We start from the raw sequence: 25,262 nt of genomic DNA on the forward strand, positions 1-25,262 counted from the left end.
CATCAACCCTCCCCCATTGGGCCGCATTGCGGCCCCTTTTTTTGTCTGCTATTTAAGGCTCAGCTGTTACTACAACATTCAAAATGTTTCAGTTTCATCCGCCAACATTAATGTTTTGCAGGCCTTTCGATAGACAGCTTTTATAAATCGGGCTATTGTCATTCGGCGTAAAATTATTAGCATAGGAGGCTAACGCAATGAAAAAACTACTCTGTACTCTTCTCGCAACCGGCGCATTAAGCGCTACTGGTTTTACTTACGCTGGCACCGAAAGCGGCCTTTATTTGGGTGGCTCGGTGGGTAACGCCGAGATCGATTACGACGAAAGCTTTCCGGAGTTTGACGGGATCGATTACAAATTCAAAGACGACGATACCGCCTACAAAATTTTTGGTGGCTACAACTTTGGGGTACTTCCCCTGCTCGATTTGGCCGTAGAAGGTGGCTATATCGACTTTGGCTCACAGGAGCAATTTCTCAACGATGCCCTGGGTAGCCAAAAGGTTGAAGTCACCGGCTGGACTGCGGCGGGCTTAGTAGGCGTGGATTTAGGGCCCGTTGGCTTATTCGGCAAAGCTGGGGTTATCACCTGGGATGGCGACATTTCCAACTTTGAATTTGACACCTCAGACTCGGGCACCGATGCCGCCTACGGGGTAGGTGCCAAAGTTCAGTTAGGCTCGTTCGCTATTCGCGCCGAGTACGAGATTTTTGAAATCGACGACGCCGACATGACGTTCTACTCGGTCGGTGGTGTGGTGACATTCTAAGCAGCACGCGTGCGCCACAATAACTAATAATTGCGCCAAAAGGCCCGAAGCTTTCTTCGGGCCTTTTTGTTATTACACGACGCAAAATCACTCACTTTACGCGCGATACAGCTTTATCATGGTTCGGCAGTTAACGGTAATTAAGGTTGCCTCTAATAACGTGCCTCCCAATGACCCCACGTAAATATTATTGGCCAACCAAAAGCACGCCCCCAGCAAAAAGGCTAAGCGCATACGGATTCCCTGCAAACAAAACAGCGCGTAGGTGCCAATACACGAGCCGATAACGGGCAACATATCTTGCCATACATCCGTTAAATACAGCCCCAGCGAAAAACTTACCGCAATAAACAACCACGCTACTAAGGGTGATTTGGTCCGCAATGATAACCCCGTCCGAACCACCGAGAATATCGAGCTAAGCAACGCCGTCGTCGCCCCCAGTAACGCAAAATGAATGCAGTTGTTGGTTTGCATAATAAACATGACGATTTTAAGGCGGCGATCGTCGCGCTGATAAAAGCAATAAATGCCCAAACAATAACTGAGTAGCCCAAAAAACTGAGCGAGAGGGTTATCGAACATGAAAGGTATTGAACATGGAAATTCCGAGAGGGTAAAAACGCGCTAAGGGCGCATTTTACCATACTCTCGTTCTGGGCGGTCGCACCGGGCGTTGCGAATTACGTTGCTTTAATCCAGCGCTCGCCCTGCTTCGTCACCCGGAACTTGGCCCAGCGGCGAAACTCCTCTACCCGGCACAGCCCCGTTTGCTCTTCGCGAGCCCCGGCTACCGCGCGATAAATTAACCGCGCCCGAGGATTACCGGCGTCCTCTTCGGCCAAATCAAACACTTGACGCACACACCACTGATCGCCCACCTCCCCATTGCTGTAGTAGTGGCCACGGGTCAACTTTAATACATGTTGATCCGCAGCGCGGGCGTGCTCCCAGGCGCGATCAAACAGCTGGGCCAACTCTTCAGAGTTAACATCTACGTAGGTGTCCAATGCGTGCATGGCCGCCGCAAAATCCTCGTGCGACAGCGCCAAATGGGGCCGGTCGGGCTCGCTCTGGCGCGGTTTCATAAGCGCCACAGGATAGCGGCGCCAGTGAAACATATTGTTAAACAGCAACGCCACGGCAAGAATAGCGACCAAATTAAGCGCCACCGGTGTGAGTAAATAACCGTAGCCTAAAGCGTGCAGCGCAGGCCCACCGATCACGGCGGCCAGCGCCGTAGCACCGCCCGGCGGGTGAATACAGCGCAAGTAGGCCATCGCGCCTACGGCCAAACCTACCGCCACCGATGCCGACAACAGAGAATTACCCAGTGTGAGGTAACAACTCACGCCGATAAACCCCGACACAAGGTGTCCACCAATCACCGCCCAAGGTTGCGATAAGGTGCCGTGGGGCACCGCAAACAGCAATACCGCTGAGGCACCCATAGAGGCCACCATTAAACCCGCCGCCATGCCATCCAGCGCCCAGTGGGACAAGCCATACACTGCCGCGATACCTAAACCGCCCCCCAGCGCCGAGATCCACTTTTCGTGATGACTGGTAGTGTTGGCCTCTACGCCCAATAACCCCAAGCACGCTTGCAACCAACTCTTCACTCTCGCTATCCTCGTTCCCATCTATTACTGGCGGTTTATTTGGCGCCACATTTGCACTTGGCGTTATCTTTGCTAATCCAATAGCCGCGGCACTAAGATCGCACGGCCCTAAAGGCCCTGCACAAAAAGGGTGCAATCATAGTGATCACCGATAACAGGAGCAAGTGTTATCCACCACAGCACACAAAAACCCGTGATACCGTGCGCCCCATGCGAACCGAGTGGCGCCGCGTCAGTCAAAGCCCCGAAGCCGCATCAACACATACTTTAATTAGGAAGCTCAACCCAATGTCTGTAACCCCTCTAGGCCACACGGCGCATTTTATCCGCGCTTTTATCGCGGTAGTTTTTACAATATGTATGGCACAAACGGCCTACGCAAACAGCGAAGACACCTACGATCTAACCTATCAAGTAGACCTAAGCGACTCGGATAAGTATGCCTTGGTGCGGATTGAGTTAGGCGACGACAGCGGCGTAACCGAATTCGACTTTAACCTTAACGACGCTTTTCACAGCGACCTTAAAGCCAGCGGCGAGCTGGAAATAGACGATGGCCGCGCCCGCTGGCTGCCCCCCAGTAAAGACGCTTGGCTAAGTTTGCAGGTTAAAATGACTCACAAGCGCGACAGCGGTGGTTACGATGCTTTGCGAAAAAATGATTTTGCCATTTTTCGTGGCGACGATTTAATCCCTCCCGCCACCGTGCGCGGGCGCAAGGGCATAGAGAGCCGCGCCACCTTACATTTTACCCTGCCGGAGGGCTGGACCAGCGTCAACAGCGGCTGGCAAAAACAAGCGGACGAGCGCAGCTTTAAGATCGACAACCCCGAGCGCCGTTTTGACCGGCCAACCGGTTGGTTTATCGCTGGTGCATTGGGTACCCGGCGCGAGCACTTGCCCGATACCCATATTGTGGTCAGCGGCCCCACCGGTGATGACCTTCGCCGCATGGATGTACTGAGCTTTGTCATGCTCAACTGGCCAACACTGCAAGAGATTGTCGGCACCATGCCCCCCAAAATACTCATGGTTATGGCTGGCGACCCCATGTGGCGCGGTGGCTTATCGGGCCCTAACTCGCTGTTTGTGCACTCTGCTCGCCCCATGGTGAGCGAAAACGGCACCAGCACCCTCTTGCACGAGCTAATGCACACCCTAACCCGCATTAGCGGCGCCCAAGGCGACGATTGGATCGCCGAAGGCCTAGCCGAATACTACTCGTACACCGTTTTACATCGCGCCGGCGGCCTGACCGACAATCGCTTAAAGATTGTAAAAGACTGGCTGGCTGACTGGAGTAAAGATATCGACCAGCTACGTGGTGGCGCCTCCAGCGGCGAGCGCACCGCTCGCGCCGCCCTGCTGTTTGGCGAGCTAGACGCCGAGATACAAGCGCGCACCGAAGGCGACAAAAGCCTCGATAACGCCACCCGCGCCATGATGCAACTGGGCGAAGTCAGCTTAGAGCAGTTGCGTGAAATTGTAGAAGAGCTCACCGGTGAGCCATCTAAGGTGTTAGCAAACAAGTTGCTTGAGGATTGAGCGCCGTGGCATCGTGCGCAGTGGTGGGCGTGATACCACCACTGCCGCACAATAAAGTCTCTCGAACGCAACAGCCACAAACCACCACCCTGCCCAAAACCCCCTGTTTCTGTTAGATTATCATCAAAGCTACTCTGAGTGCCGCGTACATCGGCGGTGCTCACTAGTAGTCCCGGTCAACTCAAACAGGGAGCGCCACTATGAAAGTTAACAATATCCTCGAAACCATCGGCAACACCCCTCACGTTAAAATCAACAACCTATTTCGCTCCGACATCGAAGTGTGGATGAAGGTCGAACGGTTTAACCCCGGCAGCAGTATTAAAGACCGTATCGCACTGGCGATGATCGAAGAGGCCGAGCAAAAAGGCCTGTTGAAACCCGACACCGTGATTATTGAACCCACCAGCGGCAACACCGGTATTGGTCTCGCCATGGTCGCGGCGGCGCGTGGTTATCGTTTGATTTTAGCGATGCCCGAATCTATGTCCATTGAGCGGCGCAAAGTCATGAAGGCACTCGGTGCCGAGTTGGAGCTAACCCCCAAAGAGCTAGGTATGGGCGGCGCCATCGCCAAGGCTAACGAGCTGCACGACGATTTTCCCAATAGCTGGATTCCACAGCAATTTACCAACAAGGCCAACGTCGAGGCGCACCGCAACACCACCGCCAAAGAGATTTTGGCAGACTTTCCCGAAGGCCTCGATTATTTAATTACGGGCGTGGGCACTGGCGGCCACATTACCGCTTGCTCGGAGGAGCTCAAAGCTGCCTTTCCTAAACTGCAAACCTTTGCGGTTGAGCCCGAAAACTCACAAGTCATTGCCGGTAAGGATAAAGGCCCGCACCGCTTGCAAGGCATAGGGGCGGGGTTTGTGCCGGATATTCTCAACACCGACAGCCTTGATGGCACCATTGCCGTGAGTGAGGAAGACAGCTTTGCAATGGCCCGCGAGTGCGCCCGCAAAGAGGCCATTTTTGTCGGCATCTCGTCCGGTGCCAGTCTTGCTGCAATCAAACAGCGCGAGGCAGACTTTGCTCCCGGCAGCCGTATTCTAACGTTTAGCTACGATACCGGTGAGCGCTACTTATCTGTCGACGATTTGTTCGGCGCCTAAAGAACCCCACAAACTTCGTTAAGAATCGTCATGGCCGGCCGCTTGCGGTCGGCTTTTGCGTAGAATACCACCACTGGCACACATCCATAATAAGCCAGAAAACCTAACACTGAGACTGCCACTAAGAGAGCACACAATGATTACCCACGAGCCAAACCCGCGCTACGTTGCGGCCCCCGATCGTTATCAATCCATGAGCTACCCACGCTGCGGCAAAAGCGGTCTGCGCTTACCGCAATTGTCACTGGGCCTTTGGCAAAATTTTGGCGCAGTCGACTCACTTGCTAACGCCCGCAACATGATCCATCGCGCGTTTGATTTAGGCATCAATCATTTTGATCTGGCCAACAATTACGGCCCTAATTACGGCTCGGCGGAATCGACCTTTGGCCAGGTAATGGCCGAGGGTTTATCCCACTACCGCGACGAGTTGATCATCTCCAGCAAAGCCGGTTATGACATGTGGCCCGGCCCCTACGGCATTGGCGGATCGCGCAAATACTTGGTCGCCAGTTGTGACCAGAGTTTAAAGCGCTGCGGTGTCGATTACTTTGATATTTTTTACTCGCACTGCTTTGACCCGGAAACACCGTTAGAAGAAACCATGCAGGCACTGGATTATATTGTCCGCTCGGGCCGCGCCCTATACGTGGGTATCTCAAGCTACAATCCAGAGCAAACCCGCGAAGCCGCCGCCATCTTAAAAAGCTTAGGCACACCGCTGCTGATTCATCAGCCACGCTACAACATGCTGGACCGCTGGATCGAAGACGGTTTAACCGATGCACTAGATGACGAAGGCGTGGGTGCAATTGTCTTCTCGCCACTATCTCAGGGCCGGCTCACCAATAAATACTTAGGCGGAATCCCCAAAGATTCGCGCGCCGCCCGCGGCGAGCAAATCTACCTCAGCGAAAACGATCTCGACGAGGCTACCCTGAGTAAAATTAATGCGCTGAATCAAATCGCTGAAACACGCGGTCAATCACTCGCACAAATGGCCTTGGCATGGGTGTTAAACAATAAAACCGTGACCAGTGCGATTATTGGCGCGAGCCGCGTGGCACAAATTGAAGACTCAGTCGCGGCGCTCAAAAACTTAGACTTTAGCGCGGCCGAGTTAAAAAGCATCGACCAAATTCTCGCATAATTTTAGGCTGCACACACAAAAAAGGCGCTGAAGTTTCAGCGCCTTTTTTGTGTGTTTTATAAGTTGGGCTAATACAAATACACTGCACCACTGCCATCGGCGTTGCCGTTATCGGCCATCACCGCGGTGTCAACGCCAACTGCAGGGCCGTCTTCTTCCGGCGCCCCTATCGCAATAATTTTACCGTCGCCGCTAATGCTCACAGCCTCGCCAAACTGATCGCCCGCGTCGGTATTTTTAGCCTTAATATAAACCTCTTCTTGCCACGCGCCATCGGCGTAGTTATACAAGTACGCAGCCCCGGCTAACCCCGCGGCATTATTACCGTCGTTAGCAAAAAAACCATTGCCGTTACCATCTTCGGTGGGGTCTCCAATCAGCACCCGAGTGCCATCGCGACTCATAGAGAACACGCTACCGTAGCGCGACCGGCCATTATCGTCGCTATCAATCGCGCCTTGCTGATCAAGCTGAGCAAAGGTGTGCGCCAAACTCCACTCACCGGAGTCACGTTGATACATATAAACTTCTGGCTTTTCAAGCTGCCCGGCATCGACCAACGTGCTATCGTAGTTCACCCCCACCAGTAGTTTGGTGCCATCATTGCTCAGCAATACACGATGACCAAAATGCTGCCCCGTAAAGACCTCAGGCGCATTCAGCTCGGTTGCAAGCTCCCACTGCTCTTCCTCATCAGCCTCGGCGTTGTAGTGGTATACTTGGGTAACACCCACCTCCGTTTCTTCGCCATCCAGCTCGGTCCCATTGCGCAACCCCAATGCCAGGTAGTTGCCGGTGTTATCTAAACTCACTGCGCTGGCCGTATCAAAGCGCTGTTCTAGTTCCCACACGTTTTCGTTGTTGTCATCCGTATTTAAACGATATAACAACGCCTGACCATCTTCAGTGATTAATTCTTGCGCCACTAATGCCAAGGTGTCGCCATCACCGCTTAACGCGATGTCGGCGCCAAAGCCCAGCAAACGTGAGCCATCTTCGCCTTGCTCATCCCCCGTTAGCGCTTGCGTCTGAGTCCAGCTACCGTTGTCAAACTCATAAGTGTAAACAGCGCCTACACGAGTATCATTGGTATCACTAAACGAGGCAGGCACAAAAGGCGCACTAATGGCCAATTTATTTCCGTCTCGGCTCAAGCTGACTCGCTCGCCAAAGCGCGAGTCAGCACGAATATCGTCTAACTCTAACGCCGCCTCAAATTGCCAGCGCGTTTCACCTAAACGATAAACGTAGACGACACCGCTACACAGGCCTTGGTTAGCAGCGCTGCAGTTTTCCGGTGCGCTAGCCACCAACGTTTTAGCGTCACCACTAAAAGCCAACGCATTTCCCAGATGCAGACTGCCATCCCCCTCAGGGCGTTTAATGTAACCAATGGCTTGGTTAATACCGCTGTCGGTTAATAGCAGCTCTGAATCCATGCAGCTTTCGTCGTTGCACGCCTCGAGTTTATATTCAGCTTCAAGATTATCGTACAGCGTCTCGACACTTTGGTAACTCAGCACGTCACCGGCAAATTCAGGGCCTATTTGGGTAAAGCCAGATTCACCGTCGATGTTTTTATAAAGCGTGTAGCGTAGCGCGTACGTCACCTCATCCCACTTAAAGCCAATGCTTCGGGCAATCGCGGTATTGCTAAACTGCAGGTCAGCCTGCTCTTCAACGGGGCCGGTCTCGAAGGTCGCCTGAATATGACAAGGCGCTTCAATATCAGCGGTTTTGTAATGATTCTCGTCGATGACGGTACCATTACAACCTGTCATATTGAGCAATCGATAACCTAAATCGGGGTGCGCCGTGATATGGAGTGTGGCGCCACGAGGAACATCAGACTCAAGTGGCGTAACTGTGCCTCCCTCACCGCTGCTGGCTGTAACATGGATGGTTTCCAATTCCGCGGAATTATCGTCACTGCCACACCCCGCCACTACGGCAACGCTCAAACACAGCAGTGTCCAGCGCACAGGCGCTGTTAATACACGATACGTCATACAATCTCCCTAATTAACTTTAATACCATCGTTTGCCAGCCTTTGGTGACAATCGTCGCGAGTATATCGAAATTGCCGGCATCTCGCAGGCAACCTCGCGCATTTGTACACAATTTAACAGGTTTAAATATCGCCCCCAAAAGCGGTAGTATGTTTCGCACTCGCCTTTAACAACCATAAAACGCTATGAATAAATTTTTAAAGCTCGTATTAGCCTCTGCCGTATTGTCGCTACTCAGCTGTAGCCAGACACCATCGATCACGGCGCAACAGGTGCAAAGTCACGCCGATCGCCTCGCCCGTTGGCAGCTTGAACATATGGGTGACTTTGAGTATGTCCGCACCTTTCGCGACCATACCGCACAACCCGACGGCTGGGTGCAAGCGGCCTTTTATATAGGCCTAAACCGCTGGAATGACACCGGCGGAGAGGGCCGCTACCTTAGCGCGCTACAACAAAAGGCCGAGGCCAACCGCTGGCAGCTAGGGCCACTTTACTGGCACGCCGATGATCAGGCCATCGCGCAACTGTATTTAGCCCTAATCGATTCCGCCGATAGCCAAGCGCTCGCCCCAACCCAGACCAAATTTGATGATATTCTAGCCTATGGCGCCGATAATTCTTTGGAGTTTATCCGCGACGACACCGGGCAATCAGAGGGCACCTGCCAACGGCGCTGGTGTTGGTCAGATGCGCTGTTTATGGCGCCACCGGCTTGGGCTGCCATGAGCCGTATCAGCGGCGACGAACAATACCTCAATTACGCTTTAACCGAGTTTTGGGCCACGACCAACTACTTATTTGACCCAACCTACCACCTGTATTATCGCGACAGTCGTTTTTTTGATCGCGCCAGTGAGCACGATAACAAGGTATTTTGGAGTCGGGGCAATGGTTGGGTGTTTGCCGGGTTACCGCTATTGCTTGAGCAGCTGCCCGACAATCACCCCGAGCGGCCCAAGCTTATCGCCCACTACCGTAAAATGGCCTACGCCTTTGGTGCGCTGCAAACCGCCGAGGGGCTGTGGGCGCCATCGTTACTGGATAACGACTACGACCCGCTCCCCGAAACCAGCGGCAGCAGCTTTGTGGTATTTGGCTTAGCGTGGGGTGTTAATCGCGGTTTATTACCGGCGGCTGATTTCAACGATGTAATTGTCAGTGGCTGGCAGGCGATTGATAAACGCTTAACCCAAGAGGGTTGGCTCGGCTGGGTACAGCAAGTGGGCTATGCGCCCGATAAAGTTCACGCCGACGACACCCAGCTGTACGGCAGTGGTGCCTACTTATTAGCGGCATCGGAGATGCTAGATTACGACGCTGGCAAGGCGTCAGCTAAATAAAAATACCAATAGCCCGGCATACAGCCGGGCTATTGCTCGTGTTAGTCGCGATCTTGCTGTTCGCGACGTACTCGCGAGCGCGCTCGGCTTTTATGTGCCAGCACAAAGTACACAGCCAACACCGCGCCTACTACCGCTAAGCTTATAACCGAGAAGTGCACATGCTCAGATGCCCCGCCAGCGCCGTGGCCCGGGTGCGCCAACGTCAACGGCGCGATAAGTAGCGCACTCAAACAAACGGTAATTTTTTTTAATAGCTTCATCGTATTCTCCACACTTATTAAGCAATCATTTTAGCTGTGATGTTTAGCGTTCATAGCGGCCTACGCGCGACGAGTTAACATACCGGCACTTTCGATAAAGGCAATCACCTCAGCCACCCCCGATTCATCTTTTAAATTGGTAAACAAAAAAGGCTTATCGCCGCGCATTTTTTTCGCATCGCGATCCATCACCCCAAGATCGGCGCCCACCAGTGGCGCCAAATCGGTTTTGTTGATAATTAATAAATCCGATTTCGTAATACCTGGCCCGCCTTTGCGGGGAATCTTATCCCCGGCCGAAACATCAATCACGTAAAGGGTTAAATCCGACAACTCGGGGCTAAAAGTCGCGGCTAAGTTATCGCCACCGCTTTCAATTAAAATCACATCCAACCCCGCGTGGCGATCTTGCAGTTCGGCCACAGCGGATAGGTTCATCGAGGCGTCCTCACGAATCGCGGTGTGCGGGCAACCGCCCGTCTCAACGCCGATAATACGGTCGTCGGCCAGCGCCTCATGGCGCTGCAAAAACTCGGCGTCTTCGCGGGTGTAAATATCGTTGGTGATCACCGCGATGTTGTAGACATCCTTTAAGTGGGCACATAGGGTTTTGACTAAGGCGGTTTTACCCGAGCCAACGGGGCCGCCAATACCTAAACGTAGTGCTGGTTTGTTCATACGGTTTAACTTCCTCTTATGATCGAAACAGACGAGTGTATTGCCGCTCGTGTAAACACGAGGCCATGGCAAGGCCCGGTAAACTCAGGCCCAACTCGTCGTCGGTTAATGTTTTAGCCCGCTCACACACCTCATCCACCGCCGGCATTAATGCCACCAGTAATTGCTGCGCGCGGGTTTGGCCTAGCGGCACAATTTTAGTGGCGGCGGCCACTTGGTTCTCGAGCCAGCTCCAGACAAAACCCCGAGCTAGCTCATCCACACTCACCTGCCACTTAACACCGGCCAGGGCAAACAAGGTTACGTAGCTGGGTGAGCGGCTAAAGTTGGAGCGCGCCGCCTGCGAGATATCGAGTGATTCGAGCAAACGCCCGAGCGCCAAACCCAATTGTTCATCCTCAAGCAGTAACTCTTGGGTCTCACGACAGGCCAGGACAAAGTCGTTCCAATCATTGACCTGTGCTAAATCATCGGCTTCCCACGCGTTATACACCCGACGCAAAACCGGTACATCAAGCTGCCCCAGGCTGTGGGTCATCACTTGCTCGATCCAGTCTTGCAGCGCCGGCTCGCTGCCGGCCCAGCCGCTATCGATGGCGTACTCCAGCCCTTGCGAATACGCATAAGCGCCTACCGGTAGCGCCGGGCTCACCAAGTGCATTAAGTGCAGCAGCGAGCCGGACATCAGTGACTGTGCTCCGCGTGATGGTCGTGGCTATTAGAATGGGCGTGGGAATGACTGTGACCATGAGCGTGAGAATGTGCATGGCCGTGGCTTTTGCCGTGATAGGCGCCGTTTTCGGGTTGAAAGGGCTGCTTCTCAAAGTTAACCCTCAGGCCCAAACCCTCGACCATTAAATCTAAGACATGATCGTGCTGATAACGTAAAAAACCGGCGCCGATTTGCAGCGGCATGTGCCGATTACCCAAATGGTAAGCCGCCCGTGTCAGCGCTAAGGCATCATCGCTGGTTACTTGGCTGACCGGCTCCAGTGCGGCAATCACGCGAACCTGTTGGCCATCGCTACACTCCAGCACCTCGCCATCGAGCAACACATGGCCGCGCTCGATAAACCACCCCAGCGGCTTGCCGCAACGGGTGGTCGTCCGATAGCGGCTTTTTTGCCGCTGCTCGAAAGTGGCTTCTACTTCCAACACAGCCCCGGGGGCTGCCTCGGGTTTAACGTTAAAGGCTTCTAACATAACAACTCACTTAAAACAGGCTATAGCGCTGCGCCAACGGCAGCTCGGCGGCGGGCTCGCAGGTCAGTAACTGGCCATCGGCACGCACTTCGTAGGTTTGTGGGTCGACTTCCATATGGGGCTGGTAGTCGTTTAGGCGCATATCGGCTTTGGTTACCGAGCGACAATTTTTAACGGCCACCAGGCGCCGCTCTAATTCAAACGAGCCGGCAATACCGGCCTCTAACGCCGCCTGGCTGACAAAGCTAACGCTGGTGCCGGTGCAGGCGCGGCCGTAAGCACCAAACATGGGCCGGTAATGCACGGGTTGCGGTGTCGGGATAGACGCGTTCGGGTCGCCCATCGGAGCCGCAGCAATTGCGCCACCTTTGATAATCAACGCGGGCTTAATGCCAAAAAACGCCGGCTTCCACAGAACTAAGTCGGCCAGTTTACCCACCTCGACCGAGCCCACCTCGTGCGAGATACCGTGCGCCACCGCGGGGTTAATGGTGTATTTTGCAATGTAGCGCTTAGCTCGCAAGTTATCGGCACTGCTGGTTTCGCCCGGCAATGCGCCGCGTTGCACGCGCATTTTGTGCGCCGTCTGCCACGTGCGGCTTACCACCTCGCCCACCCGGCCCATGGCTTGCGAGTCGGAGCTGATCATCGAAAACGCGCCTAAGTCGTGCAAAATATCTTCGGCGGCAATGGTCTCTTTGCGAATACGCGAGTCGGCAAAGGCCACGTCCTCGGGAATGTTAGGGTCAAGGTGGTGGCACACCATCAACATGTCCAAGTGCTCGTCGATGGTATTCACCGTGTAGGGCCGGGTCGGGTTAGTCGACGAGGGTAAAACGTTGTCCAGGCCACACGCTTTAATAATGTCGGGGGCGTGCCCGCCGCCGGCGCCCTCGGTGTGATACGTGTGAATCGTGCGACCGGCAAACGCGGCTATTGTGTCTTCAACAAAACCCGATTCATTCAGCGTGTCGGTGTGAATCGCCACTTGCACGTCGTACTTTTCGGCCACGGTTAAGCAGTTATCAATACTGGCAGGCGTCGTGCCCCAATCTTCGTGGAGCTTTAAACCCAGCGCGCCGGCCTGTAACTGTTCTTCCAGGGCGATCGGTAAACTGGCGTTACCCTTACCGAGTAAACCAATGTTCATCGGAAAGCTTTCCGCCGCTTGCAGCATTTTACCGATGTGCCAGGGGCCAGGGGTACAAGTAGTCGCTTTAGTACCCGTCGCCGGGCCGGTGCCGCCGCCAATCATGGTGGTAACACCGCTCATTAACGCTTCTTCGATTTGCTGTGGGCAAATAAAATGGATATGGGCATCAATACCGCCTGCGGTTAAAATCTGGCCTTCGCCGGCAATAATTTCTGTGCCGGGGCCAATCACGATATCCACCTCGGACTGCACATCCGGGTTACCGGCTTTACCGATAGCGCTAATACGGCCATCGTTAATCGCGACATCGGCTTTTACCACACCCCAATAGTCCAGAATTAAGGCGTTGGTAATGACGGTGTCGGGGGTGTCAAAGCAGCTGGCTTGCGATTGGCCCATGCCATCGCGAATCACTTTACCGCCGCCAAACTTTACCTCTTCGCCGTAGCGGGTGTAGTCGCGCTCGACCTCGAGCCACAACTCGGTATCCCCTAAGCGAACTTTATCCCCAGTGGTGGGGCCGAACATATCGGCGTACGCGCGCCGGTCTATTGTCGCCATCTTATAGCTCCCCCATTACATCGCCACGAAACCCGTATACCGTGCGAGCGCCTTCTAGTGCGACCAACTCCACCTCGCGAGTTTGGCCTGGCTCAAAACGCACAGCCGTGCCAGCGGCAATGTTTAAGCGAAACCCGCGGGCTTTATCTCGCTCAAAGTTAAGTGCGGCGTTAGTCTCGTAAAAATGATAATGCGAGCCCACTTGTATGGGGCGATCGCCGCTGTTGGAAATACTTAAGGTCACCGTCTCGCGGCCTGGGTTTAGCTCGATTTCACCAGGCAAAATGTCGTACTCTCCGGGAATCATAGCGCCTCCTAAACGATCGGGTTGTGAACGGTGACAAGCTTAGTACCGTCGGGGAAGGTCGCCTCGACTTGCACCTCATGCACCATCTCGGGGATGCCATCCATGACATCTTCGCGGCGCAAAATCTGGCGCCCGTAATCCATCAGTTCGGCGACGGTTTTGCCGTCGCGCGCGCCCTCCATTATTTCGGCGCTGATAAACGCAACCGACTCGGGGTAGTTGAGTTTAACCCCGCGATTTTTGCGCCGCTCGGCAAGTAGCGCCGCGGTAAACAGCAACAGTTTATCTTTGTCTCTGGGCGATAGTTCCACAGCTCTCTCCTATTGATATATTGATTACCGGGCGCAGCAACGTCACCCATTAAACGCTTAAACTTAGGTATTCCAGATACGCGGCTCTAACGCTTCACAACCCAACATAATCGGGCGCAGCGCTTGCCAAATGGCAATAAAACCAAACCGGCATTCTGCGGCACTTGCGCCTAAGTAGCGGGCGATGAATAACTGCTTCTTTTGCGTTAAGCCCCATTTAGCATCGGGCCAGCGCTCATGTAACGTTTCGAGTAGCACATCAACCTGATCGCGACTGAGGGTTACGCTGGCCACCAGCGTGCCAAAACTTCCCGCCCCCCTTAGCCCCCAAGGTGCCTGCATAATCGGGTCGCGGCCATCAATGCGGTTGCGCTCAATCAAGACCGGCCGGTGATCAACGCTAACCTGTAATATCTGCTCCACGCGCCCTTCGGTAAAACGCTCCTGGCTCGCGGGCCGGCCCAGACAGACGATGTCCCACAGACAAAACTTGGCATCCGCTGTCGCATCAACGCGAGTGTTCAGCCTCGCATTCGCACCGTTAAAAACAATTGTTTCCTGTGGCAACCACTCGCACACAGAGCCTGCGTCGAGCATCAAACGGACACTTTGGGTTTGTGTGGTCGCGGCATCGCTGTGGCGTAAACCATTGACTGTATAAATTTTGCCGGCCGACGGGGTGGTTAATAAGCCGTGCGCACCAGCTGCCGCACGCAGCGAGATCGTCAGCTCATCGCCCACCACCAAGCCACCCGGCGGGTGCAGCAAGTAAACATGAGCGCAGCCATTGGCTTCGGGGTAAAACAGCCGCTGAATGCGCAACGGGCCTTTGTGCCGCGCACGCATCAATGCGGTGCGCCCGGCCCGTTGGGCCAGCTCAATATCGATAGACGCACACCATTGGCGCGCCACTTGGGGCAAAGGGCTCGGCGCTATCGCGTCATCCGCGGCTAACTCTAGCTCGGATAACCCAGCAGCACTGGTTGAATGGGGCACAGATTGTCGCTCTCTTTGGTGGCCGCGCTTAAGGGCCTTTATCGTCTCGTTAGCCGGATCTACAGATCAAGATCTATGCCAATCAAAATAGCCGCGCAGGCCCTAAGGTGCGGCGCCTGCCCTAACAGGGCGCACCAAAATAGATCACATAAAATATCAACGCCCAATGTCGCACCATATCTGTGCGTTCGAGTGATTCGTGGACGGCTTACCACGCAGGTGAGAAATTACTGGCATAGGTTAAGTGGCCGATAAGCCGGTAAAAAACACCTTGGTTAGCGGCTAGATGCAACAGGATGCCCCTTCACAGCCCTGTGGGTACTCACACCCAAGCCCGCAAAACTGCGTTACACTTAAACTTAAGAGAAAGGGCCCGAAAGCCCGATGTTTTAGCTACCGCCCCCATTGGCGACAGGAAGGATAGAGACTCAATGCCCCACAATCAGCCGTACCAACACGCCCACCACGAGGCGGGCCACTACGACACCACCGACGCCATTATCTCCCCCCACGAGCAACTCAATATTCTCTCTAAAACCGAGGCCGCCAAGTTGCTGGACGTTAGCCAAAGCGGGCTTTATAAGCTGTTTCGCAGCTGCTCGCTGGCGGTACTCAACTGCGGTAACTCGCTGGACGACGGTAAAGAACTACTGGAGCGCTACCCCGACTTTGATATTAAAGTCATTCAGGAAGAGCGCGGTATTAAGCTGGATGTAAAAGGTGCCCCATCCAGCGCGTTTGTCGATGGCAAAATGATTCGCGGCATTAGTGAACACTTATTTGTCGTGCTACGCGATGTGATTTTTGCCAGTGGTGACAGCCGCTTGGCCGACACGCAACAGTCGATCAATGAAGGCGATGCGCTGTCCCCCGAGGCCACCACCGATGCGGTTTTTCATATGCTGCGCAATGCGGACATTATTCGCCCCAATGTCGACCCCAATATCGTAGTTTGCTGGGGCGGACACTCCATTAGTATGGGTGAGTACGATTACACCAAAAAAGTTGGCTACCAGATGGGCCTACGCGGTTTGGATATTTGCACCGGCTGCGGCCCGGGCGCCATGAAAGGCCCTATGAAAGGAGCGACTATTGGCCACGCCAAACAACGCTTGGGCCTGCGCCGCTACATCGGCATTACCGAGCCCGGTATTATTGCCGCCGAAGCCCCCAACCCTATCGTTAACGAACTGGCGATTATGCCCGATATCGAAAAACGGCTTGAGGCATTTGTCCGCGCCGGCCACGGTATTGTCGTGTTCCCCGGGGGCGCTGGCACCGCCGAAGAAATTCTCTACCTGTTGGGTATATTGTTACACCCCGATAACGCCACACTACCCTTCCCGCTGGTATTTACCGGACCGAGCTCAAGCGCGGCTTACTTTCATCAAATCGACGAATTTATTGCCACCACGCTGGGCGCCGAGGCGCAGTCACGCTATAAAATCATCATCGACGATCCCGAAGCCGTCGCCCGCACCATGGTCGATGGCATTGCCGAGGTACGGGCCTTTCGTAAAAGCACCGACGACGCCTACTACTTTAACTGGCAGTTAAAAATCGCCCCGCTGTTTCAGCAACCATTTGCACCCACCCACGCCAATATGAGTGCTCTGGCGCTGCACCAAAACCAAGAGCCTCACACCTTGGCCGCTAATTTGCGACGGGCGTTTTCCGGTATTGTCGCGGGCAACGTTAAAGACGAAGGCATACGCGCCATCGAGAAGCACGGTTTATTTGAAATTTGCGGTGAATCCGCCATCATGCAGCCGGTTGATGATCTGCTGCAGGCTTTTCAAGAGCAAGGCCGCATGAAACTGCCCGGTAGCACCTATAAACCCTGCTACCGCATCACCCGGTAACAAAATCGTCATCCAATTAACACCCGTTTGTAACGAAGGCATCACACACGCTGTACGACATGTCTCACAAAAACTCGTGCTAATGGCGACTATCTCCACATAGCGGTTTTAGGGATACTACGCTTACAGGGACGTTACATGGATGACTAAGGGGCCAGGACGGTTCACAGGATGTACCCAACCACAGGATGTGGTTGCGCCAAAAAGGACGCGCGCAGGATGCAAGCGCAAAGGACACTCGCAGGACGCTCACTCTTAGGACGAGAGATTAGCAGGACGCTAAACAAGGAGATAAGCATAACCGCCAAGGAGTGGCCACGGAAGAATCAAACAACAACAGGTAAGACGACAAGGAGAAGTCGCTCGGCACAAGGGAGCCGAATACTAAGAATTCCACGACAGGGGTTTGAAGGACGAACCGGCAGGACGCCACCGGGGACAAACATTACGCAAAGGAAGTACCCAGTCTACACGGATGAGCACAGACATTAATCGCACAAGGGGTCCACGCCAAGTGGGCCTTTTTTTTATTTCTAGACTCATAAAAGCCACCGCGCAGCCACACCAAGAGAGTAACTTCTGGGCCTGAGGCCTCTCACCCAACATCCACACTAACGTCCGCTGGTGCCAAAGCCGACCCGCGAGCCAAGCTCAAAATCACCGCAAAGGTTCGTTAGAGTGCGAAACGAGGCAACCTACTAAATCGATAAAATTGCCAACAACCCTAAAAGTGGTCACCCGACGAGCACCCGATGGCTTTATTGCAACGCCTGCTATAGCGAGTACTCTAAGGAGCGTTTCGTTCAGACGGGTCTTTTTTAAAGTCCCGAACTAGCTCATGGGGGTCCGCCTTAGCCCGGTGTGCTGTTGTAGCCTGCCCCCACCAGATTAGCTGGTGGAATGTTCGGCCAAAGTAATCAAACCAAGAGGCCTCGCTCTCTGCGTTTTGCGGCAACCCATTATCGGCGAAGACTTCTTGCGCTTTGGGCACATGAATCATTGCCGATACGGGCAGGCAGCCTAACTCCGAAAGAAAGGTCCGCATCGCAACAGCCGCGCGCATACCACCCCACTGACCAGCCGAGTAAGTAACAATGGCACTGGGCTTGTAAGAGAACAACGAGCTGCCAAAGTGGTTTAGCAAGTTAGCTAACGTCGGGCTCATTAAATGATTGTATTCCGGGCTGATCATAATAAACCCGTCAGCGGAGGCTATTTTATCGGCCAGTTCATTAAGCGCACCGGGGGCTCTACCGGCGGCGTAGGCAAAGTGAGGTTTAAACACCGGCTCTAGCGGGTAATCCAACGCGTCAATCAGTTCCACCTCATGCTCGCCATAACGGTCCGCCAAACATTTTAAGCAGGCCTTGGCCACCCGCTCGCCCAAGCGGGCGGGCCTTGGCGGTGTACTATCGCGAACCGTACCCAAAAATACTAAAAACTTCATCTAGCAAACTCCATCCATACAACGCCTAGTCCTACTCAATATCAGGTGCGTCGCCAACTTTAAGCTCATCAAACTTAGCCGCCATAGTGGGGTTGCGTTTGGTGAGCTTTTTGACCGTCAGATCATCGGCTTTGTTGTTGGCTAAGCGCAGGTTATTCTCAGAGCCCAGCAGCGCGTCTTTGGTTTTTTGCAGGTGATTGATCGTTTTGTCAATCTCATCAATAGCCGTTTTGAACTTCTTAGAGGCCAACTCGTAATTGCGTGCAAAGCCTGTTTTAAAAGCGTCCAGATCGCTCTCAAAGTTGGTGATATCAATATTTTGTGATTTAACCAGCGCCAACTCCGCTTTATACTCTAGTGAGTTCTGGGCCGCATTGCGCAACAGCGTAATAATCGGAATAAAAAATTGTGGCCGAATGACATACATTTTAGGGTAACGGTGTGACACATCGACGATACCCGAGTTATACAGCTCGCTGTCGGGCTCTAACAGAGAGACCAGCACGGCGTATTCACAGCCTTTCTCGTTGCGATCTTTGTCGAGCTCTTTTAAAAAGTCTTCATTTTTCTTTTTGGTGGCGGTTTCATCACTCTCGTTTTTCATCTCGAACATAATCGACACAGTTTCGGTGCCAGCATCGTCCGCGCTGCCTTCAACAATGCCGTAGTCGCGGAATATATAATCACCTTTACTGCCGCTACGCGCGTCGTTATCCTTCTCAAAATAAGCTTTGGGAAACGCCGTGGCGCGAATTCGGTTAAACTCCGTCTCGCAGTGTTGCTCTAAAGTTTCGCCCACCATTTTGGTCGACAACCGAGCTTTCATATCCCGCAGGCGCTCGATCTCGCCCTCGCGATCTTTAATCTGGGCTTCGTAGCGCTCTCTCAGTGTGCTCGCCTCAAGCTGCTTTTCCCACTTCGCTCGCTCTAGCTCGCTTTGTAGGCTTTGTAACTGCGTCTCCTTGGCGGCTGTGGCCTGCTGTAGTTCGTGTAACCGTTTTGCTTCGGCCAATTCAGCGGCAGCTTTTTTATCTTGCGCCGCCTGCTTAAGCTCGTTTGCCAAACTATCACGCTCTTTCTCTAGGGCTGTTAACGCCTCCATTACGGCGAGCTTCTGGGCATCCTCACCCGCGGCCAGCTTAGCGTTCAGCTCTTTAATTTCGGCATCTTTTGCAGCAGAGGCTTTATCCAACTCTCGGCTAATTTTGCTGGTGGCCAGCTCTACCGCGTTTTGCTTATCTTGCTCGGCCAGTTCCAACCGCTCGTGTAATTGCTGTTCAAACTCGTGATCACGAACCTGCTTAAGAATATCGGCGTAGCCGGCCTCGTCGACCTTAAACGCCTTTTTGCAGTGGGGACAGTTAATTTCATGCATAAAGCTTTACCCGTATAGTCAACTCAGTCAAATTAGCGGGTTGCCTCAATTCGACCAGCAAACTCAATTAAGTGTTCTCTGAGGTTAATTAGAAACGATAAAATAGACCCGCAGCATATAGCGGCGACTGCTTTTGAGCTAGCCTCACAACAACGTAAAAAGCAACTTTAAGGCACTCAACCGACAACGGTTGGCGGCAAATAAATGGTAAATTCATTTAACGGTTCAACTAAAACGCTGTAGGGGTGGTTTTGCTCTGTTTCATAAACGATCCCAAGATCTGACAAAAGCTTAAATCTAGCCGAGACTAAGCTCGCCGGCGTAACGGCTAGCTCTTTATGCCAAACCCTGTAAGTCCCAAGCTTACCGTCTCTGCGAAAGTAAAAACCTGCGAGCGGATGAGTAAGGTAAACCAGTGCCGATTCAGTATCCGGAAACCCTGGAAAGTCAAAAACCTCCTCACTCGATTGGTGTAACACCACAGACGCATCTGCCCAGCTAGAGCAAGTTTCCATTGCGTATTGTTCGTACAAACCGCTCGCCTGGTTCACGCGACAATCAAATTTTACGTTACCAGCATGCCATGGGAGATTCCATAGATACCGCGGAACGGCTAACGTCCACGAATCCAGTACTGTGCCTAAAAACCAGACACAACGCTCATTGGTTAGTTGATCAACGATGTAAACCCGATAGTTTGTTTGTCCCATAGTAAACTTGGGAAACGGAAAAACCGCTGATGTAAAATCAACATCGATAAACGGCACCACCGAGATAAGCCCCATTTTCTGGCCGTCGATATCAACAACGTCTAGTCGAAACCTGTCTGGAAAAAGGCCTTCAAACCTATCAGCTGGAACCGCGTACGTAATAATAGCGAAATGCTGCAAGCCACAGCGAACATCGATACCCTTTGGCTTAGGTCTCTCTATGAGATAATCCGCCATCTTTCGCAACGTTTGCATCGCAACTCCTTGATCACTGTAGCGAATAATTTAGCCGCAACGGGCTTAAGGCTGTTTATCGTATACCGCGACGCCGTCGGGAATCACATACCAATCTTGTTTTTCGCTTACCCACACATGGGCGGTCGGTTTGATAATGCGGGTATCCGATAAGTTAGCGGGTTTAAGTTTAATCTTATCGGGCTCTTGCGGGTTAAAGTGATAGATTCTGTTGCCGCAGGTAGGACAAAACTTTGCCCCATTCGTGTTGCCACTATCGGCGATCCTGCGCCACTCGGCCATCTCTCCTTGAAACTCAACAGCATCAACATTCACCACAGCGGTAATACTAAACGCACTGGTCGAGAGCTTTTGACACGCTTTGCAGTGACATGCCACCACCATCAAAGGCTCTGCTAACAACTGATAGGTTACGCCGCCACATTGGCAGGCTCCGTCAATAGGGTACTGCATACTTGCGCCAAAGCTCCTTTATCTGTCTTGAATGTCACCGAAAATGTCGCTTAAGCGCAACCGGTACATTGGCCGCGAGTGGCTGGCTGGATCGCAACCACAAGACTTAGTTTACCTCGGCCAACGCCCCTCAATATTACCTTAAGAAGGGTCAGCTCGGGAGTCGGCAGCAGTGTCCGCTGGCGGCTACAGCACTAACTCGCGGATTTTGTTATCTGCTCCGCAAAGTAAAAGGACTCTGGTACTAGGCGTTAGCATTAATTACTGCTACGCTATTTGTAGGACTATACTATAAATAGCGTTAGGGATAACAAAACCTCCAATAATGATAAAAGGGTTAGCTTATGTTCCATTCCATACGTGATATTGCGCGTAACACCCTACGCGCCGGCATTTTTAGCTTAATGGCTGTCTCAGGTCTAGCCAGCGCACTCAATTTGTCTGGCATCACCAACTCCCACGACCCCTCCACCCTCACCAGAGACGGCAACACCTATTTTCAATTCACCACCGGCGATGGTATTTGGTTCTCGCGATCAACCGATATGGTGAGCTGGGGTAACCCAGGTACAGTATTTGGCGCTGGCTGGCCTAGCTGGATTAACGACGCCGTACCGGGCTTTGCAGGCCACTTTTGGGCGCCGGACATTATTCAAATGGGCGATTACTATTACCTTTATTACTCAGCATCTACTTTTGGCAGCTCGCGCTCAGCCATTGGCGTGGTGCGCACAGAATCGTTAACCAACCCCAACTGGCAAGACTTGGGAGTAGTCGTGCAATCTTACGGTGGCGGCGGTGAAATTAACGCCATCGACCCCGCGCTAATGCGCGATCACGATGGTCGCGTATATATGTCTTACGGCTCTTGGTTTGGAGGCCTAGGGGTTGCCGAAATTAACCAAAACACCGGTAAATTATCGTCATCTGTGCAGCATATTTTCGGCGGCGGCCATCAGTCGATTGAAGCACCCTACATTACCCGCAACGGCGACTTCTATTACCTGTTTTTCACTCGCGGCAACTGCTGCCAAGGCGTTAACAGTACCTATCGGGTTCAAGTAGCTCGCTCTACCAGCATTTTTGGTCCCTATACTGGTGAGCGCAATTTAATGCCCAATGTTAACGGCAACCGCAAAGGGCCCGGTCATATTGGCATTATTAAGCAAGATGGTTGTAACTACACCAGTACTCACTACTACGACCTAAACGATAACGGCGCCGCTAAACTCGACATTCAGCGCATGGACTTCGTTGGCGGGTGGCCCACTATGACCAGCAACTTCAGCTCTATCCATAGCTGCGGCGGCTACAGTGAAGGCTTGTATCAACTGCAGTCCCGTCACAGTGGCAAAGCATTAGAGGTGGAAAATGCCTCAATCGACAATGGTGGCAATGTGGTGCAGTACGATTTTAACGACTGGCTGCACCAAAAATGGTACTTAGTAGATCACGGTACAGGCACCTATAGCCTGATTAACGCCTTAAGCCAAAAAAGCTTAGATATCTGGGAGCAAAGCAGTGCCAACGGCGCAAACATTGCCCAGTGGGACTACTGGGGCGGCGCTGGCCAAAAGTGGCGCTTAAACTCGGTCGCGGGAAACAGCGTTGAAATTGAGTCGGACGTCAGCAATAAGCTGCTTGATGTCAGCGCCAACAGTACAGCCAATGGCGCCAATATCCTGCAGTGGAGCCGCACCGGAGGCTATAACCAACACTGGCTAATGTTGCGTCAATAACTTTGATCTGTGTGGGCAGCCTCGATAAATCGGGCACTTACCGGTTTATCGAGGCGCTAGTGACACCGCCCATGCTTTGGGACAAACGCAATCAAGGTCGTCGCCCCAGACAATAAAACCACGCGGCCACTGTTTAATTGCTCTTTGTTTTTAGCCTTTACTAAATCAGGCTCTACTCTCTATCGCTACGCTGGAGCGCATAATGGCCGCGTCTTTACCCGGTGGCGCACCGAACAGTTTGCGGTAATCGCGGCTAAACTGCGACGGGCTTTCGTAACCGACTTTGTAACCCACACCGGCCACTTCATGCTCGCTTAACAGTAATCGTCTGGCTTCTTGCAGGCGCACCTGCTTTTGAAATTGGACCGGTGTCATTTGTGTTATGGCTTTAAAGTGGCGATAAAACGACGCCGGGCTCATCGAGGCCATATCGGCTAAATTCGCCACTTTAAACGCTTTGGCGTAATGGGCCCGCATCCAAGCGGTAACTTGGCCGATACGGGCAGTTTCACTATCCTGCAACCCCGCTTGCAGCAATGCCGCGCCCATAGGTGAGCACAGCAAACGCCAGCAGATTTCACGGCGAATCAAAGGCTCAAGTACCGCTTGATCTGCCGGCTGCTGACAAAGCGCCAGCAAGCGCGTGAGAGGATCGAGCACCTCGGGCGGCGCTGCTCCTTTTACCAATGCTGCCCGCTTAACACGACTATGGGCCACACCTGGATGCGCCAGCAACAACTCCGAGACCATCGCCGGATCAATCGCCAAGCTCAGCGCCAAATAGGGCTGCTCGGCACTGGCCTGAGTAATACGCGAATTAACCGGCACATTTATCGAAGCCACTAAACATTGCCCGCTGTGATATTCCAGTGCAGTCTCGCCTATCGCGCTGGACTTACTGCCCTGCAGCACGAGGCAGAACGAGGTTTGATACACCGCGCGAATCGTACCGCTGGGCTCCGTTGCGCGGGTCAGGCGCAGCCCGTCAATGGCACACTCGTTGCCGCTGCTCAACCATTGCTGCTCGACCATTGCCTGCAATGTGGCAAAAGCAGTCCGATCATCGAATACGTGCGGGGGTAAGTCACTCACCATTACTATCTCGCCTTTAACGTTGGATGCAATCGCCCAATACACCGAGTCTTAACGATCTACAGCATACGCTGATTGCCATAACCCGAGCAGCCCAGAAACCCGACTTGATAGAATTGTGCATGAATGCGAGAGTTTCTGCCTGCCACTTTTGGCGCAAGCGTCTTAGTATGATCGTAACGCTGCACCAGCGGCCTTCACTAGATTACGAGGTAACCCCAATGACAACACCATCACAAGACTCCCCGCTTGCCATGCACACCTTAGGTCACTCTGGCTTGTTTGTTTCCGAGCTGTGCCTGGGCACCATGACCTTTGGTGGCGGCGATGACATGTGGGGAAAAATCGGCAAACTGCAACAGCGCGACGCCGACGAGCTGGTCGAACTAGCGCTGGCTAACGGCATTAACTTTATTGACACCGCCAATGTCTATAGCGGCGGCAACAGCGAGAAAATACTCGGTCAGGCGCTAAAAAACCTTAACGTGCCGCGCGAAGACATCGTACTGGCCACCAAAGTGCTGGGCCCCATGGGCGAAGGGCCCAACCATCGCGGCGCATCGCGCGGGCACATTCTCACCCAGTGCAAAGCCAGCCTAAAGCGGCTGCAAACAGACTACATCGACCTCTACCAAATTCACGGCTTCGACCCGGCCACACCGATAACCGAAACCCTTGAGGCGCTCAACACCTTGGTGCAGCACGGCCACGTACATCACATCGGGCTCTCCAACTGGGCCGCCTGGCAAGTAATGAAAGCGGTAGGCATCGCCGAGGCGCGCCGCCTGTGCCCTATCGTGTCGCTACAAGCTTATTACACCTTGGTAGGGCGCGATTTGGAGCGCGAAATCATTCCCATGCTGCAATCGGAAGACATTGGCCTGATGGTCTGGAGCCCATTGGCGGGCGGTTATTTATCGGGTAAATACGAAGGGCCAGATGCCTCCGGGCAAAACCGCCGCACCCAGTTTGATTTTCCGCCGGTTAACCGCGAGCGCGGCAGCCAAGTGATTGCCACCATGCGCGAGATCGCCGCAGGCAAAGAACTCGACGGCAAACCCGTTAGCGTTGCCCAAATAGCTCTGGCGTGGCTGCTACACCAACGCGCCGTCAGCAGCGTTATTGTCGGCGCCAAACGGGCAGATCAACTATTGGATAATATTCACGCTGCTCGCATTCGCTTAAGCGAGGGCGAACTCACCGCGCTGGATAACGTCAGTCGCCTACCGGCCGAATACCCCGGCTGGATGATCGAGAGGCAGGGCGAGTATCGCGCCCATATGAATCAGTAATGGCGCT

Annotated in this window: 24 protein-coding genes; 8 read left to right on the forward strand and 16 right to left on the reverse strand. The window is 53.3% G+C overall.

Annotated elements, in window-relative coordinates:
• The first annotated feature begins 197 nt into the window (after positions 1 to 197).
• On the forward strand, positions 198 to 770 hold the full coding sequence (locus AACY82_RS15425; RefSeq protein WP_339617731.1) for an outer membrane beta-barrel protein: 573 nt from the start codon (positions 198 to 200) through the stop codon (positions 768 to 770).
• A gap of 96 nt (positions 771 to 866) precedes the next feature.
• Here AACY82_RS15425 and AACY82_RS15430 read toward each other — a convergent pair whose 3' ends face one another.
• Together AACY82_RS15430 and AACY82_RS15435 are read right to left on the reverse strand one after the other, a co-directional pair.
• Positions 867 to 1,355: a YgjV family protein gene (locus tag AACY82_RS15430; protein ID WP_339617732.1), complete on the reverse strand. Its 489-nt coding sequence runs from the start codon at positions 1,353 to 1,355 to the stop codon at positions 867 to 869.
• 98 nt (positions 1,356 to 1,453) lie between these two features.
• Positions 1,454 to 2,392: an HPP family protein gene (locus AACY82_RS15435; protein ID WP_339617733.1), complete on the reverse strand. Its 939-nt coding sequence runs from the start codon at positions 2,390 to 2,392 to the stop codon at positions 1,454 to 1,456.
• A 288-nt stretch (positions 2,393 to 2,680) separates the two neighbouring features.
• Here AACY82_RS15435 and AACY82_RS15440 point away from each other — a divergent pair, with 288 nt between their 5' ends.
• The 3 genes from AACY82_RS15440 (at position 2,681) to mgrA (ending at position 6,205) form a co-directional block, all read left to right on the forward strand.
• Positions 2,681 to 3,937, forward strand: coding sequence for a hypothetical protein (locus AACY82_RS15440; RefSeq protein WP_339617734.1), 1,257 nt, complete (start codon positions 2,681 to 2,683; stop codon positions 3,935 to 3,937).
• 200 nt (positions 3,938 to 4,137) lie between these two features.
• Positions 4,138 to 5,055, forward strand: a complete 918-nt coding sequence (cysK, locus tag AACY82_RS15445) for a cysteine synthase A (RefSeq protein WP_339617735.1) — start codon at positions 4,138 to 4,140, stop codon at positions 5,053 to 5,055.
• 136 nt (positions 5,056 to 5,191) lie between these two features.
• Positions 5,192 to 6,205: an L-glyceraldehyde 3-phosphate reductase gene (gene mgrA, locus AACY82_RS15450; RefSeq protein ID WP_339617736.1), complete on the forward strand. Its 1,014-nt coding sequence runs from the start codon at positions 5,192 to 5,194 to the stop codon at positions 6,203 to 6,205.
• A 68-nt stretch (positions 6,206 to 6,273) separates the two neighbouring features.
• On the opposite strand, the gene AACY82_RS15455 is transcribed toward mgrA, so the two are convergent.
• Positions 6,274 to 8,214 (reverse strand): hypothetical protein, encoded by a 1,941-nt coding sequence (locus tag AACY82_RS15455; protein WP_339617737.1) that lies wholly within the window; start codon positions 8,212 to 8,214, stop codon positions 6,274 to 6,276.
• A 186-nt stretch (positions 8,215 to 8,400) separates the two neighbouring features.
• Here AACY82_RS15455 and AACY82_RS15460 point away from each other — a divergent pair, with 186 nt between their 5' ends.
• Complete coding sequence (locus AACY82_RS15460) at positions 8,401 to 9,558, forward strand: glycoside hydrolase family 88 protein (protein ID WP_339617738.1); 1,158 nt, start codon at positions 8,401 to 8,403, stop codon at positions 9,556 to 9,558.
• Positions 9,559 to 9,599: 41 nt separating this feature from the next.
• On the opposite strand, the gene AACY82_RS15465 is transcribed toward AACY82_RS15460, so the two are convergent.
• The 8 genes from AACY82_RS15465 to AACY82_RS15500 form a co-directional block, all read right to left on the reverse strand.
• Positions 9,600 to 9,821, reverse strand: coding sequence for a hypothetical protein (locus AACY82_RS15465; protein ID WP_339617739.1), 222 nt, complete (start codon positions 9,819 to 9,821; stop codon positions 9,600 to 9,602).
• A gap of 60 nt (positions 9,822 to 9,881) precedes the next feature.
• Positions 9,882 to 10,499 (reverse strand): urease accessory protein UreG, encoded by a 618-nt coding sequence (gene ureG, locus AACY82_RS15470; protein WP_339617740.1) that lies wholly within the window; start codon positions 10,497 to 10,499, stop codon positions 9,882 to 9,884.
• A 16-nt stretch (positions 10,500 to 10,515) separates the two neighbouring features.
• A complete protein-coding gene (locus AACY82_RS15475; protein ID WP_339617741.1) occupies positions 10,516 to 11,184 on the reverse strand; it encodes an urease accessory UreF family protein in 669 nt (222 codons plus the stop codon).
• Positions 11,184 to 11,702, reverse strand: coding sequence for an urease accessory protein UreE (ureE, locus tag AACY82_RS15480; protein ID WP_339617742.1), 519 nt, complete (start codon positions 11,700 to 11,702; stop codon positions 11,184 to 11,186). The genes AACY82_RS15475 and ureE overlap by 1 nt, the downstream gene beginning before the upstream one ends.
• A gap of 10 nt (positions 11,703 to 11,712) precedes the next feature.
• On the reverse strand, positions 11,713 to 13,416 hold the full coding sequence (gene ureC, locus AACY82_RS15485) for an urease subunit alpha (RefSeq protein WP_339617743.1): 1,704 nt from the start codon (positions 13,414 to 13,416) through the stop codon (positions 11,713 to 11,715).
• A 1-nt stretch (position 13,417) separates the two neighbouring features.
• Complete coding sequence (locus AACY82_RS15490) at positions 13,418 to 13,723, reverse strand: urease subunit beta (RefSeq protein WP_041522752.1); 306 nt, start codon at positions 13,721 to 13,723, stop codon at positions 13,418 to 13,420.
• Between the two features lie 8 nt (positions 13,724 to 13,731).
• Complete coding sequence (ureA, locus tag AACY82_RS15495; RefSeq protein WP_041522751.1) at positions 13,732 to 14,034, reverse strand: urease subunit gamma; 303 nt, start codon at positions 14,032 to 14,034, stop codon at positions 13,732 to 13,734.
• Between the two features lie 63 nt (positions 14,035 to 14,097).
• Entirely contained in the window at positions 14,098 to 15,030 is a 933-nt protein-coding gene (locus tag AACY82_RS15500) for an urease accessory protein UreD (protein WP_339617744.1), read from the reverse strand.
• Positions 15,031 to 15,461: 431 nt separating this feature from the next.
• On the opposite strand from AACY82_RS15500, the gene ppnN reads away from it, so the two are divergent.
• Positions 15,462 to 16,892 (forward strand): nucleotide 5'-monophosphate nucleosidase PpnN, encoded by a 1,431-nt coding sequence (gene ppnN, locus AACY82_RS15505; protein ID WP_339617745.1) that lies wholly within the window; start codon positions 15,462 to 15,464, stop codon positions 16,890 to 16,892.
• Between the two features lie 787 nt (positions 16,893 to 17,679).
• On the opposite strand, the gene AACY82_RS15510 is transcribed toward ppnN, so the two are convergent.
• From AACY82_RS15510 to AACY82_RS15525, 4 genes are all read right to left on the reverse strand, one after another.
• A complete protein-coding gene (locus AACY82_RS15510) occupies positions 17,680 to 18,339 on the reverse strand; it encodes an NAD(P)H-dependent oxidoreductase (RefSeq protein WP_339617746.1) in 660 nt (219 codons plus the stop codon).
• Positions 18,340 to 18,370: 31 nt separating this feature from the next.
• Positions 18,371 to 19,714, reverse strand: coding sequence for a DUF2130 domain-containing protein (locus AACY82_RS15515; RefSeq protein ID WP_339617747.1), 1,344 nt, complete (start codon positions 19,712 to 19,714; stop codon positions 18,371 to 18,373).
• Positions 19,715 to 19,890: 176 nt separating this feature from the next.
• Positions 19,891 to 20,679 (reverse strand): DUF2071 domain-containing protein, encoded by a 789-nt coding sequence (locus tag AACY82_RS15520; protein WP_339617748.1) that lies wholly within the window; start codon positions 20,677 to 20,679, stop codon positions 19,891 to 19,893.
• A gap of 45 nt (positions 20,680 to 20,724) precedes the next feature.
• Entirely contained in the window at positions 20,725 to 21,132 is a 408-nt protein-coding gene (locus AACY82_RS15525) for a GFA family protein (protein ID WP_339617749.1), read from the reverse strand.
• 344 nt (positions 21,133 to 21,476) lie between these two features.
• Here AACY82_RS15525 and AACY82_RS15530 point away from each other — a divergent pair, with 344 nt between their 5' ends.
• Positions 21,477 to 22,871, forward strand: a complete 1,395-nt coding sequence (locus AACY82_RS15530; protein ID WP_339617750.1) for a family 43 glycosylhydrolase — start codon at positions 21,477 to 21,479, stop codon at positions 22,869 to 22,871.
• 165 nt (positions 22,872 to 23,036) lie between these two features.
• Here AACY82_RS15530 and AACY82_RS15535 read toward each other — a convergent pair whose 3' ends face one another.
• Positions 23,037 to 23,963, reverse strand: a complete 927-nt coding sequence (locus AACY82_RS15535; RefSeq protein WP_339617751.1) for an AraC family transcriptional regulator — start codon at positions 23,961 to 23,963, stop codon at positions 23,037 to 23,039.
• Positions 23,964 to 24,184: 221 nt separating this feature from the next.
• Here AACY82_RS15535 and AACY82_RS15540 point away from each other — a divergent pair, with 221 nt between their 5' ends.
• Positions 24,185 to 25,255, forward strand: coding sequence for an aldo/keto reductase (locus AACY82_RS15540; protein WP_339617752.1), 1,071 nt, complete (start codon positions 24,185 to 24,187; stop codon positions 25,253 to 25,255).
• The last annotated feature ends 7 nt before the right edge of the window (positions 25,256 to 25,262 follow it).

It is taken from the genome of uncultured Gilvimarinus sp., from assembly GCF_963972205.1.
Classification (GTDB): domain Bacteria; phylum Pseudomonadota; class Gammaproteobacteria; order Pseudomonadales; family Cellvibrionaceae; genus Gilvimarinus; species Gilvimarinus japonicus.

Excerpts from the sequence above, each read along its gene's own strand:
- AACY82_RS15425 (WP_339617731.1), top strand. The coding sequence starts at position 198 with ATGAAAAAACTACTCTGTACTCTTCTCGCAACCGGCGCATTAAGCGCT.
- AACY82_RS15430 (WP_339617732.1), bottom strand. The coding sequence starts at position 1,355 with ATGTTCGATAACCCTCTCGCTCAGTTTTTTGGGCTACTCAGTTATTGT.
- AACY82_RS15440 (WP_339617734.1), top strand. The coding sequence starts at position 2,681 with ATGTCTGTAACCCCTCTAGGCCACACGGCGCATTTTATCCGCGCTTTT.
- cysK (WP_339617735.1), top strand. The coding sequence starts at position 4,138 with ATGAAAGTTAACAATATCCTCGAAACCATCGGCAACACCCCTCACGTT.
- mgrA (WP_339617736.1), top strand. The coding sequence starts at position 5,192 with ATGATTACCCACGAGCCAAACCCGCGCTACGTTGCGGCCCCCGATCGT.
- AACY82_RS15455 (WP_339617737.1), bottom strand. The coding sequence starts at position 8,214 with ATGACGTATCGTGTATTAACAGCGCCTGTGCGCTGGACACTGCTGTGT.
- AACY82_RS15460 (WP_339617738.1), top strand. The coding sequence starts at position 8,401 with ATGAATAAATTTTTAAAGCTCGTATTAGCCTCTGCCGTATTGTCGCTA.
- AACY82_RS15465 (WP_339617739.1), bottom strand. The coding sequence starts at position 9,821 with ATGAAGCTATTAAAAAAAATTACCGTTTGTTTGAGTGCGCTACTTATC.
- ureG (WP_339617740.1), bottom strand. The coding sequence starts at position 10,499 with ATGAACAAACCAGCACTACGTTTAGGTATTGGCGGCCCCGTTGGCTCG.
- AACY82_RS15475 (WP_339617741.1), bottom strand. The coding sequence starts at position 11,184 with ATGTCCGGCTCGCTGCTGCACTTAATGCACTTGGTGAGCCCGGCGCTA.
- ureE (WP_339617742.1), bottom strand. The coding sequence starts at position 11,702 with ATGTTAGAAGCCTTTAACGTTAAACCCGAGGCAGCCCCCGGGGCTGTG.
- ureC (WP_339617743.1), bottom strand. The coding sequence starts at position 13,416 with ATGGCGACAATAGACCGGCGCGCGTACGCCGATATGTTCGGCCCCACC.
- AACY82_RS15490 (WP_041522752.1), bottom strand. The coding sequence starts at position 13,723 with ATGATTCCCGGAGAGTACGACATTTTGCCTGGTGAAATCGAGCTAAAC.
- ppnN (WP_339617745.1), top strand. The coding sequence starts at position 15,462 with ATGCCCCACAATCAGCCGTACCAACACGCCCACCACGAGGCGGGCCAC.
- AACY82_RS15510 (WP_339617746.1), bottom strand. The coding sequence starts at position 18,339 with ATGAAGTTTTTAGTATTTTTGGGTACGGTTCGCGATAGTACACCGCCA.
- AACY82_RS15515 (WP_339617747.1), bottom strand. The coding sequence starts at position 19,714 with ATGCATGAAATTAACTGTCCCCACTGCAAAAAGGCGTTTAAGGTCGAC.
- AACY82_RS15520 (WP_339617748.1), bottom strand. The coding sequence starts at position 20,679 with ATGCAAACGTTGCGAAAGATGGCGGATTATCTCATAGAGAGACCTAAG.
- AACY82_RS15525 (WP_339617749.1), bottom strand. The coding sequence starts at position 21,132 with ATGCAGTACCCTATTGACGGAGCCTGCCAATGTGGCGGCGTAACCTAT.
- AACY82_RS15530 (WP_339617750.1), top strand. The coding sequence starts at position 21,477 with ATGTTCCATTCCATACGTGATATTGCGCGTAACACCCTACGCGCCGGC.
- AACY82_RS15540 (WP_339617752.1), top strand. The coding sequence starts at position 24,185 with ATGACAACACCATCACAAGACTCCCCGCTTGCCATGCACACCTTAGGT.